The organism is Gabonibacter massiliensis (genome assembly GCA_001487125.1).
Lineage (GTDB): Bacteria > Bacteroidota > Bacteroidia > Bacteroidales > Marinifilaceae > Gabonibacter > Gabonibacter massiliensis.
Window position 1 is genome coordinate 1757700 of record LN913013.1, and the last position, 13663, is coordinate 1771362.

General features: G+C 46.1%; 6 protein-coding genes. 3 read left to right on the forward strand and 3 right to left on the reverse strand.

Features of this window, described 5'->3' with window-relative positions; translation table 11 throughout:
* The first annotated feature begins 82 nt into the window (after positions 1 to 82).
* The 3 genes from BN3283_RS11790 (at position 83) to gdhA (ending at position 6063) form a co-directional block, all read left to right on the forward strand.
* Positions 83 to 3313 (forward strand): ATP-binding protein, encoded by a 3231-nt coding sequence (locus BN3283_RS11790; protein WP_286137661.1) that lies wholly within the window; start codon positions 83 to 85, stop codon positions 3311 to 3313.
* A 109-nt stretch (positions 3314 to 3422) separates the two neighbouring features.
* Complete coding sequence (dprA, locus tag BN3283_RS11795) at positions 3423 to 4535, forward strand: DNA-processing protein DprA (protein WP_059026726.1); 1113 nt, start codon at positions 3423 to 3425, stop codon at positions 4533 to 4535.
* 193 nt (positions 4536 to 4728) lie between these two features.
* Positions 4729 to 6063, forward strand: coding sequence for an NADP-specific glutamate dehydrogenase (gdhA, locus tag BN3283_RS11800; protein ID WP_041503081.1), 1335 nt, complete (start codon positions 4729 to 4731; stop codon positions 6061 to 6063).
* Between the two features lie 183 nt (positions 6064 to 6246).
* On the opposite strand, the gene BN3283_RS11805 is transcribed toward gdhA, so the two are convergent.
* The 3 genes from BN3283_RS11805 to BN3283_RS11815 all read right to left on the reverse strand — a co-directional run bounded on the left by BN3283_RS11805 (position 6247) and on the right by BN3283_RS11815 (position 13657).
* The gene (locus tag BN3283_RS11805) at positions 6247 to 9573 is read right to left on the reverse strand and encodes a golvesin C-terminal-like domain-containing protein (RefSeq protein ID WP_059026727.1); all 3327 of its coding nucleotides are present in this window, start codon (positions 9571 to 9573) and stop codon (positions 6247 to 6249) included.
* Positions 9574 to 9627: 54 nt separating this feature from the next.
* Complete coding sequence (locus BN3283_RS11810; protein ID WP_059026728.1) at positions 9628 to 10131, reverse strand: hypothetical protein; 504 nt, start codon at positions 10129 to 10131, stop codon at positions 9628 to 9630.
* A gap of 196 nt (positions 10132 to 10327) precedes the next feature.
* Positions 10328 to 13657 (reverse strand): carbohydrate-binding protein, encoded by a 3330-nt coding sequence (locus BN3283_RS11815; protein WP_059026729.1) that lies wholly within the window; start codon positions 13655 to 13657, stop codon positions 10328 to 10330.
* Positions 13658 to 13663: the final 6 nt, after the last annotated feature.

Here is a 13663-nt window from a genome sequence, read left to right on the forward strand (position 1 = left end):
TCCTTTGCTTGAATAATACGAAGAGGAGAAAATATCGACTCGATAATAACATACATCATTCATAATGATAAATTTAAATACTGTGGATCTACAACTATTTGAAGAAAAAAAGACGATAGACCGTATTCTGACAGACCTGAAAATAGGATGGTGGAAAGTAGACCACGAAAAAAAGGGATACGTTCTCTCCGACATCGCGGTAAAAATGTTAAAATTAGATAGTAACATCATCCGCTTCAAAACCTTTACCGAGATGATACGGGAAGATTACCGTGCCCGTATCATGAAAGAAATTGAAAACATCGAGAATCAATACCTCTACGACCAAACCTTTCCGATCCAGACTCCTTCGGGAGAGATATGGTTACGTTCCAAAATAATCCATAAAGAAACGGACGAAAAAGGTAACTCCTCCATTTCCGGATTTATCCAGATCATCCCTAATCCGGAAGTAACTCAACCGGAAAAAGCATCCCTTTTAAGAATAAACAATTTATTATACCAGTTAAATACCATTTCACACACGCTGCTCTCTTTTCTCCAATCCGATACGGCCGATACCGTTATCAACAAGATTCTTGAAAATATCCTGGAACAATTCAAAGGCGGAAGGGCTTACATCATTGAGTATAACTGGAAAAAAAAGACACAAACTTGTACTTATGAAGTCACAGACTCCAACGTGAATAAAGAACAGTCACGAATCAACGATATGCCCATGGAGGAATCTCCATGGTGGACGCGACAAATTACCCGACAAAAACATATCATACTTTCCGATTTAAATGAGCTCCCGGAAGAGGCTTATATCGAAAAAGAATTTTTAGCCCTCCAGGAAATCAAATCCATCATTGTCGCCCCCTTAATCTCTCATGAGGGAGTATGGGGTTACGTGGGTATCGACGTCGTGGAAGAACATCACGAATGGAGTAACGAAGATTGTCAGTGGTTCACCTCTCTCGCCAACATTATCAATATATGTATCGGATTGCAAAGATCGGAGCATGAAGCTCAAATCGATCGAACTTACTTGCAAAACCTTTATAAACACATGCCATTGGGTTACACGAGGTTAAAACTCTTGTACGATTCCAATCGCCAACCGATAGATTATCTATTCGTAGACGCTAATTATGCCGCGGGAGAAATCAATGGTTATAACGTCGAAAAATACATCGGACATAAAGCCAGCGAATTGAGAGTAAACCTGAAAGAAGAACTCGTCTACCTCCAGGATATCCTACATACCAAGAAACACGCCGATGTAAATTATTATATAGAACCTCTCAAAAAACATTGCCACGCCATTATCTATTCGACGGTAGAAGATGAAGTCATCTGCCTCATCTCCGACATAACGGAATCATACAACACGCACGAGGCTCTGGATCGAAGCGAAAAAATTCTCCGAAACATATACGATAACCTGCCGGCAGGAATCGAACTGTATGACAAAACCGGAAAATTGGTTGATATGAATATAAAAGATCTGGAAATATTCGGTCTCAAACGGAAAGAAGATGCTTTGGGTGTCAGTATTTTTGAAAATCCCAACATTCCAGCGGAAATCATAGAAAAAATTAGAAAAGAAGAACCCGTCTCTTTCCGGCTCAACTATTCCTTCAAATCTATCGAACATTATTACTCCTCGACAAAAAAAGGAAATATCGAGATATACACGACGGTAAGTGCCTTATACGATAAACAAGGCAATCTTATACATTATCTGTTTATTAACATCGATAATACGGAAATCAGCAACGCTTACAGTAAAATAGCGGAATTCGAAAGTTCTTTTTCCGCCATCAGCAAATTCGGTAAAATCGGCTATTGCAAATTCGACTTATTCACGAAAAACGGATACGGAGTTGCCCAATGGTATCGAAATTTAGGAGAACACGAAACAACTCCATTGCCACAGATCATCGGCGTTTACAATCATGTCCATGAAGAAGACAAAGCTTATATTTTGGACTCCATACGAAAAGTAAAAGCACACGAGACCGATAATTTCAGCCGGGATTTACGAGTTCATACGGAAGAGGGCTGGAAATGGACAAGAATCAATGTGATGCGCAATACCATGAACAACGATCCCGGCAAACTCGAAATGCTGTGTGTGAATTACGATATCACCGAACTAAAAGAAACGGAGAAAAAACTTATCGAAGCGAAAAACAGGGCTGAAATAAGCGATCGGCTGAAATCCGCTTTTTTAGCTAATATGAGTCATGAAATACGAACTCCTTTAAACGCTATCGTAGGCTTCTCAAATCTTTTGACGGAAACGGACGACCGGGACGAACGGGCTGCCTATTTCGATATTGTACAGGAAAACAACGAATTGTTATTGCAATTGATCTCCGATATTTTGGACTTGTCAAAAATAGAAGCCGGAACATTGGATATTACAAACAGCGATGTCAACGTAAACCAGTTATGTGAAGAAATCATCCGCTCTTTCAGCTTGAAAGCAGAAGAAAACAATATCGAAATTCTTTTCGAGCAACATTTACCCGCGTGTCATATCAATAGCGACAAAAATCGCCTGACACAAATCATCACGAATTTCATCAATAATGCTCTGAAATTCACGTCTAAAGGCAGCATCACCCTCGGTTATTACCAAAGCGGACCGGAAGAGATTAAATTTTATGTCAAAGATACCGGAACAGGTATTCCCAAAGACAAAATAAACAACGTATTCGAACGCTTTATCAAATTAAACTCTTTCGCTCAGGGAACAGGATTAGGCCTTTCCATTTGCAAAAGCCTCGCAGAACAAATGGGAGGAGAAATCGGAGTGGAATCACAGGAAGGGAAAGGTTCCTGTTTCTGGTTTACACACCCGTTCCACCCCGATGTACAACTTAAATTATCTTTTGAAACCACAGAAGCAAAAGCAATCGAACCTGCACATCTTTTTCCAAATCCTTCCCAACCGACCATATTAGTAGCCGAAGACACGGATAGCAATTTTTTACTTGTTTCAGCCATTTTAAAAAAAGATTACCGTTTATTCCGCGCCGTCGATGGAGTAGAAGCCGTTAAACTGGCCGCAGAGATTCATCCCGATCTCATCCTCATGGACATCAAAATGCCTCACATGGACGGAATTGAAGCTACAAAAGAGATCAGGAAAACAGATAAAAACGTTCCTATCGTCGCCGTGACGGCTTTCGCTTTCGATAGTGATCGACAACGAGTTCTGGATGCGGGCTGTAACGACTATATGTCCAAACCCATAACCGGGCCGGAGTTGCATCAAAAGTTGCGTGAAATGATCCGCCTTCGTTTCAAAAAGACCCCCTAAAACCGATACTCATGAAAACTATTGATTTTCTTCTATTAAATACTTAATTTTGTTAAGTATGTCAAATTCACCCGTACGCGACATCTTTGGTATCTAAACTCAATTTATTATGGATGCGACAAATTCATTGTTATGTCAAGTAGCCATCACAATGACCTCGAAGTTAAACAATAAACTCGCTTTCCCCCTGTTCGAAAGATGCGGAGGCGTAGAAGGATTTTTCCATGAAAGCAAAAACGCCCTGCAAATACTTATGGAAGAATTTCATTGGAAAAACATTGAAATAAAACAGAAAGAATGGTTGGATCTGGCTAAAAAAGAATCAGATATCATGCAAAAAGAAGAGATAGCGTGTTGTTTCATCGAAGACATGGAATATCCCCCTCTGTTAAAACATTGCGAAGACGCCCCTTTAGTCCTTTTTTACAAAGGTCGACTGACAATATCCGGAGATAAAACCATCGCTATCGTGGGAACCCGTAAAGCATCCGAACGCTGCAAAAACCGGATGGATTTCATCATAGAACAAATTGCCGGAATGGGATATCGCCCCCTCGTTGTTAGCGGACTTGCTTACGGAATCGATATAACCGCACATAAAGCCTGTCTGCGGCATAACCTCATTACCCGGGCCGTTTTGGGACACGGTTTACACATGGTCTATCCTTCCCGCCACAAAGAGATCGCCGACAGAATTATTTCTCAGGGAGGAGCACTCATTAGTGAATTTCCCACCTGTGCCCCCATATTACCTATCAATTTTTTACAACGGAATCGAATTATTGCCGGGATGAGCGAAGCCGTTCTGGTTGCGGAATCCGCCATTAAAGGAGGAGCTATGGCTACCGCCAGGCAAGCGCTCTCTTACAACCGAGAGGTAATGGCCCTGCCCGGGAGACCGGAAGATCTTCTCTCTTCCGGTTGCAATTTGCTGATCAAAGAAAATATCGCGGCTCTCGTCGAGCACGTCGATGATATTCTTAAAATCATTCACTGGGAAAATCGACCTTCGTTATCCCGACAAACGTCTCTTCCGTTTTTAGGAGAAACCGACATGGAAAAGACCATCAAACGACACCTGGCAGGAGAAGGCCCGCAGGATATCGACCAACTTCACGTATCGACCGGCATACCGATCCCTACCCTCTCCTCCCTGCTCCTGAAATTGGAGTTAGAGGGAATTATCTCCCGATTACCCGGAAAAAATTATATGCTCCTATAAATGATTTTCTTACAGATTCATAGTATTCGGACGAACGACATATTAATATTTAATTATTATAACGTTTGCACCTGATAAAAAATAATAGAAAAAACTTTTGGAATCATAAACAAAAACATACCTTTGATGCGAATTTATAAAATTCGAATATACAAAGATGTTTTTTTAAAGTTTTGCTTAAACAATATTCAAAATGAGAACAGAAATTAAAGAATTCATGGACGCCTTAAAGGCTAAAACTGTGGGTGAAACCGAATTTCATCAGGCAGTACAAGAAGTGATCGAAACTGTTTGGGATACCTATCAGGCAAACCCCAAATACAAAGCCAATAAGATCCTTGAGAAAATGGTAGAACCTGAAAGAGTAATCATGTTCAGAGTACCTTGGATTGACGACAAAGGTGAAGTACAAATCAACCGTGGCTACAGAGTACAATTCAACAGTGCTATTGGACCCTACAAAGGAGGTTTGCGTTTCCACCCGTCAGTAACCCTCGGCGGTTTGAAATTCTTGGGATTCGAACAAACTTTCAAAAACTCTTTGACTACTCTTCCTATGGGTGGAGGTAAAGGAGGTTCGGACTTCAACCCGAAAGGTAAATCTGACAACGAAATCATGCGTTTCTGCCAAAGCTTCATGACTGAACTTTGCAAACACATCGGAGCTGACACCGACGTTCCCGCTGGTGATATCGGTGTAGGTGGTCGTGAAATCGGTTTCTTGTTCGGACAATACAAGAGAATTCGCAACGAATTCGTCGGTGTTTTAACCGGAAAGAATCGTGAATTCGGTGGATCAAGAGTACGTCCGGAAGCTACCGGTTACGGTACCGTATATTTCGCTCAACACATGTTGGCAGAAAAAGGCGAGAAAATTGCCGGTAAAACGGTTGCTATCTCCGGTTTCGGTAACGTTGCTTGGGGTGCCGCTCAAAAATTAGTTCAATTAGGAGCTAAATTGGTTACCATTTCTGGTCCTGACGGATATATCTACGACGAGAAAGGTCTTACCCAGGAAGGTGTAGACTACATGTTGGAACTTCGTGCAAGCAACAACGACGTAGTTGCTCCGTATGCTGAAAAATTCGGTGCTAAATTCTTCCCGAAACGTAAACCGTGGGAAGTAAAATGCGACATCGCATTCCCTTGCGCTATCCAAAACGAATTGAACGAAGAAGATGCTAAACAATTGGTAGCTAATGGTTGCCAAATGGTAGTTGAAACTTCTAACATGGGTTGTACTGCAGAAGCTGTTAACTACTTGAACGAGCATATCACATTCGCTCCGGGTAAAGCAGCTAACGCCGGTGGTGTTGCCGTTTCCGGTCTCGAAATGAGCCAGAACTCTATGAGATATAGCTGGACTGCTGAAGAAGTAGACGCTAAATTGTCTCAGATCATGAAAGACATCCACGATACTTGCGTTAAATTCGGTAAAGAAGGTAACAAGATCAACTACGTTAAAGGTGCCAACATCGGTGGCTTTATTAAAGTTGCTGAAGCTATGTGCGCTCAAGGACACGTATAATCAACTGTCTTTATATAAAAAAAACCGCTTCTTCCCGAAGCGGTTTTTTTATTCCTCCACTCCTTGCCGTCTTTCAATCATACATCCGACAATCACCCACATTCATTGTAAAATCTACAATCGTCAATCACTCTAATCATCTAATCTCCGAATCATTCAATCACAAAATCATTATATCTTTAATCATTCTATTTTTATCCACTTTACCGCATCCGCCACAATAGCCACATCCTTCCTTCTCTGAACCTCCTTATCGGAAAGCTCCACTTTCGCTTCCCCTGCCGGAAAATCGTACTCCCCGAGAGAGGCCCAGCCGGAAGGATTTCCCCGGAGAAAAGCATCAAGATTGACCTCTACCTTTTCCGGCTTATCCCCGTGAAAAACCGTGTAGTAATAAACTACACCTCCCGGTCTGCCAGGCCCGGGGACAAGAGATTGTCTGTACACTTTCCCCATCACCCGGTAACGTCTCGCTTCCGGCAGGTTGACTCGCCATGTAGCCGTCGATTTCCCTCGCCCTCCGCTAATACAATGACATCCTTGAATCGAATCCCCTTCCGCTTCTATCGTGACCACCGGAACCCAACGAGAAGTCTCTCCTTCATAAAAATCCCGGACTTCGGGAGCCTTTTGAAACCACTTTTGAAGCCAGGTAAGATTGCCGTCTACCAACTCGAAACCGGGATCCTGATCATCCACGATAAACTCCCCCTCGTTCCGGTCGGCCAAAAACTCCTCCGCGGGAATGGGCCGCCACTCTCTACCGGGCTCCCAAACCGAATCGTTCCTTACGGTCACCCCTTTAAAAAGGAAAATATTCGGCCGATTAGCAGACAAGCCCGTGTTCATATTATTGATCGTTACTCTATCCACAGGAGATCTCCCCTTCGGCGAATCTTGCAGGATAAAGGTAAAAGCCTTAGCCTCACCGGGACGTATATAACAACTGTAACGTTCCACGGATATCATACTCCCGTACTCGATAGAAACCACACCACCTGTTTTACCCATGTTCATGATTTTGCCTTCCGCCTTAAACATCCTCGTCTTCGGATTATAATACATTATTCCCCTCTTCATTCGGAAAAATTGCTCGTGCCGGGTCGTGACCCAGTCCGAAACCATACTATCTATATCCACTCCCCAACGGGCGGTCCATACATCTGCCAACGAATCGTAATCGATCTCCCCTTTACGATAACGGTACAAACTATTCAAACAATCTTTCAACGGGCGTTGAGGAATATTTAACGTTAACCGGGTCCATAAATCTTGTACCTTCGTGTAGAATAAACTGTTTTTAAAACGATCGTCCAATTTTTGATCGGATAAAACATCCCGTAACGAATGACCGCACAGGTAATCGTATTTCGATTTATTCCGACTGAACATAAACCCGTAAACACTTTGGTCCATGTTAAACGAATTCACGCTGTTTTGCAATTGCTCGAATACATGCCCTAAAAAAGGATTTTCCAAAGAATGTATCCAGATCTTCCGGTCTCCTCCTAAGGAACCTATACTCCAATCGACAGGTCTATTTTCATAATCTGCTCCTTTCCGCCCCATATCCCAAAGCGGGTGGCTACTCCTCTCTCGAACCGTGCCGTTAAACAATCGACCGTGTAAAGCGTCGGTCACCGCAAAAAATTCGTTCCCGTTTCTGATTTTTCCGGCAGTCATCACCCCCGCCATATCCAGGTCGAATCCCCGTTCCCGAATAAAAGTCATTCCCGGCTCCACGAGTCCCGCCGACGTTTTTCCCACGTGGGAGGCCAGACGAAACGAAACGGGGACCTCCGACACGTGCAGGTAAGGAGAGCCTGCCTCGTACCAGCTCATCGTCCGGAAGTTTCTATAATTATGCCAGTACATGACAGGGGGATTCTTCCACAAAGAGGCGAAAGCCTGCCGGCTAACCCCCGAAAAAATAGGCGCCAACCCTTTCACGAGACTGAAAGAATGGACTTGGAAACCGAACGTTTCATCCACCGGCAAACTATAGTTCCTCGGGTTGGCACCGTACAACGAGATACCGTTCAACGGGTTCCGGCAGGTAAAACGAATACCGTTTTTCAGCCGCTCGGGAAAGCCCTGCGAGAGAATCGTTTGTTGCGAGGGATTTTCCACGATCAACGTGAAAAGGGTGAAATCCCGGCCCGTCGCTAACGGCATAAAGGGATTCACCGGGGGAATGGCCACCGGGTACCACGTGCACGCGGGGGTTAACAGGAGAAAATTCTTCCCGGTGAAAGCCCCCCGACGACCCGTCGGGAAAAAACGATCCCCGTGAAACGTGTCCTCGTACACCTTGTCCGGCAAATGCAGGTCGCAATAACGATCGTCTACCCTACCCTCGTATTTCAATCGCAAGGACAAGGTATCTCCTGCCCCCAAGGCCCGGTCGATCAACACGAATTGTTGATACCGCCGGTACGGCAAATCCCCGCCGCCCGACTGAACCGACGTCACCCGTAATCCAGGATTAAGGAAAAGCACGATTTGACGTAAAGGCTCTTTTTCCCGGTTATAAACCAGCAGGTCGCTCTCCGCCTTCAAAACATGACCCGACTGGTGCAACCGGATAACGTGCCTCTTTACCCGGCAGGTCGCCTCCTCCCAGTTCCGCTCGAAGCTCGACCGGTAGGCCGATCGTACCGAACGATCCCGGTAATAGGAATACTCCAGCAAAACGCCACATGTCAAACCCGCTAACAAAAGAGCGATCCCGCTTAGCGCGTGAATCCTCCCGGTTCCCCCGCGATTCGGCAGGCGTTTCATCCCCCTCGCGCTCCACGCTAACAATCCAATACCGGTCAACGCGTAAGCCGAACGATGCAACAGGTAACGGGGAAGATTGATATGCCCCGTGATTTCCGAAAAAAGATTCGGCAACCCGCTTCCCGTGTAATCGAGTGTCCCGTGCAGGTGATAAGGCAACCAGAACAAGCAGCACGCCAACCAGATCGCAGAAAGAACGATCGCCGCAAAACGACCTCCGGAAACACTGCTGACCCATAAAGAAAAACCAGCCACCAGCAGCCACGAGGGAAGATTTAACGTCAACAGGTAAAAAAGATAACACGACCAGCTCACCGGGGCCAAGCTCGTCAGGTTAACGATAAAAACCGAAACCACTATCACCGTAACATTCACCAACCCGAAAAGCAACAAGTTACCCGCGACCATCCCCCAGTAGTAAGTCGCGTTATCGGCCGGGCGAGCCCGCGTACTATCGAGAGCCCCCGGACGGCAAAGCCGCCGGGGAATATCCGCCATCATCACCGCCAGGAACAACGATTGCATCACGCTATACAGGTAAGCGTTTACCAGCGGCATCGAACACGACAACGCCATCATCTTCCAGTTGTCGGCTCCCTGTCCTTGCCAGTATATATGACAAGCCACTATCCCGACTAACGACAACAAAGCGAAAAACCGAAAAACCCAACTCCTCCCCTGCTGCTTTACCTCGTATCCCGCCACCAAAAACAGTTCATGCAAGTCCATCATTTCTCGTTTTAAATTTTACTTAGGCCAATACAAGCATTTTAGATCTCCAAATCAAACTTTTGGTCCGGTACAAATCAATTGAGCGAAAGGATTACTTACCTTGTTCATTTTTAAATGATCTGTTTGCCCCGTAATAACCGCCATAGGAGAACCAGAGACGGTAAGGGTAACACATATTCTATATTCAAAATATGGATTTGCATGCTCATCTATAACATAACACCCGAACCAGTAATCTCCTTCATCTTCCACACATACTCCGGCTTTTACAAATGCAGATACTTGTCCCAAATTTCTATATCTTGGAATCGCACCAGGTAGAACAAAACAAAGAATAACATCAGGTACTCCACTAAAAATTCCTAAAAAACTAACATGAAAAGTTCCTCCAGGACTACATGTTTGAGTACGATAAATTATTCCACTCCTTGCTGTATTTGTCAACATCATTTCAAACTCAGGTGATACAACATTTGAATTTTGCGCCATTCCTGTTAAAACTCCTCCTGCAAGAAGAATCAACGTTACCGCCACGAATTGAATTGTCTTTTTCATGATCTTAAAATTTAAAGCTTTGAAAAATAATTAGCTTCGGGAATAATTTCCTTTCAATTATCCCCATGATCCCCGGGCATTTACTACCCGCCATTACACTCCTTTAGCTTATTTCCAGATCACATTATAATCACTCCAATCACCCAATCTCTGAATCTTTTAATCTAAAATCGTCAATCTACAATTTACAATTATTTCATTCCACTTTTATCCATTTCACCGCATCCGCCACGATAGCCACCTCTTTCCGCCGACGCACCTCCTTGTCCGAGAGGGTTACGCTCACCTCGCCGGCCGGAAGATCGTATTCCCCTATAAGCGCCCAGCCCGAAGACCCCGATAGTTCGGCATCCAAACTGACCTCCGCTTTTTCCTCCCGCCCCCCGAAAGAGAGCGTGTAATAGTAGATGATTCCGGAATCGTCAAAAGGTGCTTCCGGCATTGGCAAGTCGGTAGCCATAACTATTTTCTGCGGTCTGAGGTGGATACGGTATACTTTTCCCATAACCCGGTAACGTCCCGGCTCCGGAATATTCGCTCGCCATGTCGCGGTAGATTTACCGGACCCGCCGCCGATATAATGATATCCCCGGATGGCATCGCCGCAAGCAGAGGCATCTATCACGCGTTGCCAAACTTTGGCATCTCCTTGCATTTGAAGCCGAGTCCCGACAACCCGGGGAGCTTCCTTCCGCCCTTTTTGGAACCACGAGAGATTGCCGTTCTTTACCTCGAACCCCGCGTCCTGATCATCGACGATAAACTCGTTCGGGTTTTCATTTTTCATGAATTCGGACACCGGTATCGAACGCCACTCATCCATCAACTCCCAGGGTTTTTCCAACGTTCCCGGATCTCTATACTCGAAGAAAAAAGCCGCCGGAATGTTGGCCGACAATCCCGTGTTTATACATGAAGCAGATTGCTCCGTTACCAACGTGAACGTCTTTGCCTCTCCCGGTTCGATGCGGCAGACAAAGCGTTGCACCTGACCGAGAAAACCCCCGCATTCAATGGAAACAATTCCGCTACTGCTTCCAACATTCATCACCTTTCCCCCGATTTTGTAACGCCGAGAACCACGATCAAAATAAATCGCGGCATCTTTCACCCTAAAATATTGTTCGTGCCTCGTGGTAATCCAATCCGCTATGACATCCTCCGCGTTTACCCCCCAACGCGTATCCCATACCTGTATCAAAGAATCATAGTCCAATTCGCCTTTCCGGTAACGGTATAAACTATCCAGACTTTGTTTCAGCTCCTGTCCCGGAATACCGGACAAGACCAGACGAGTCCATAAATCGTTGAGCTTATTCCATAACATAATCTCCCCGTTGTCCGCCCATATATCTTTTAAAGAATGCCCGATAAAAGGAATATTCTCCTCTTGATTCCCTATCATGGCGTTCGCAGCACCTCTCGCCACGCTAAAATCCGTTGTCGCCAACGCGTTGAATATTCTCCCCATAAAAGGATATTCGGAAGAGTGAACCCAAACCCGTTGCACGTCATCCAAGGAAGAAGCATCATTATCGTTTTTTTCGAAATTCCAGGAGAAAGTTACATCTCTTTTTCCCAATCCAAGCAGGGGGTGACTATTCTGTTTTCTCCGCATAGAATAGAAAAACTCGGGCTGAAGCACTGTAAGAACCTTGAAGAGCTGCTCTTCATTTTCAATCGCCCCGATCGACATCGCTCCGGCAAGCCTCATATCGAATCCCCGTTCCCGCCAAAAGACCATTCCCGGCTCCACCAACCCGGCTTCCGGCTTTCCGGCGTGAGAATCCGAACGGAACGACACCGGAACCTCCAATAAATACAGGTAAGGATTTTCCGGCTCATACCAATCTCCCGAGCAATAATTTCGAATCGAATTCAAATTCGATCCCCGCTCTCCCGTCCGCAAAGAGATTATATCGGCTTGCTTTACTTTTGAGAAACACTTCACAAATCGTTTGTCCCAAGTCACGGAACCGAATTGCAAACTGAAAGTTTCATCCTCCGGAAGCTTGTAATAGTTGTAATCGCCCCCGCATAAAGAGATTCCGTTTAAAGCATGATGACATACGAAAACGACGGAATCCCTACTTTCGAATGCCTGTCCCTGAGAAACGACCACCTTTTGCAACGGGCGGTCCACCACCAACCGGAAGCGGGTAAAATCCCGCCCCGTGGCCATGGGCATCAAGGGATTCACCGGCGGTATCGCCACCGGGTACCACGCCGAGGCAGGAGTCAATAAAAGAAAATCCCGCTCCGCGAAAGCTCCCCGGCGACCCGTGGCAAAGAATCGATCGTTATAAAAAGGATTCTCGTAGGCCGTGTCCCTCAAGTGCAGATCGCAAAAACGCTCGTCGATCTTCCCCCCGTAAGCCAAAAGTATACGCGTAGAATCGCCCGCCCCCAAGGGACGATCGATCAGGATAAACTGCTGATCCCTCCGGTACGGCAGATCCTTCCCGCCCGACTGTAAACCCGTCACCCGTAAACCGGGATTCAGGAAGAGAACGATCCGTTCCAGCGACTCACGCCCCGGGTTATAAACCGTCAGATCGCTCTTCGCCCTCAACTCCTTACCCTCCTGTCTTAAAGTGATCGCGTTACTCTTTAACCGGCAAGTTCTCTCTTGCCAATTCCGCCGGAAACTATCCCGGTAAACCACCCGTACCTGCCGATCCCGGTAATAGGAATATTCCAACGCCACGCCGCAAAGCAAACCGGCCATACCCAAAAAAAGACCTAAACAACGATTCAGCCTTAAACCGGCCGCACCATTCGACAAACGCCCCATCTTTCCCGCGCACAGCGCCAACAACCCCGCCCCCGCCAAAAGATACGTCAACCGGTGCAACAAATAGCCGCAAGGGTTCGCGTGCCCCGTGATATCCGAGAACAAATTGGGGATCCCGCTCGCCATGTAATCCAGCGTACCGTGAACCTGATAAGGCAACCAAAAAATCGAGCCCGCCAACCAGCACACGGGAATCACCATCGCCAGTACACGGGAACGGAACAAATAACTCAACCACAACGTCAACCCGCCGATAAACACCCACGAGGGAATCGTCAACGTCAACAAATAAAAAAGATAGTAGTTTAAACTCAACGGAGCTACACTCGCCAGGTTCACCGCCAACACGGAGACCCCGATCACCGCGAGATCCACGAGCAGGAAAAGCACGAGATTACCCAGGAGCACGCCCCAGTAATACGTCGCGGTTCCCACCGGACGGGCGTAAAGACTTTCCACAGCTCCCTTCCGTGCCAATCGCCGGGGCACATCCGCCATCATCACCACCAAAAACAACGACTGCACCACACCCAACAGGTAAGCATTCACCAACGGCATCGAACAAGGCAAAGCCACCATCTTCCAGTTGCCGCTATGCCCCCACCCCTGCCAATAGGCGTGACACCCGACCACTCCCGCCAAAGCCACCAGCACGAAAAACAAAAACACCCGGCTCCGGCTTTGCTGCTTCAGCTCGTAACCGGCTACCAAAACCAAATCACTCCAACTCATACTATT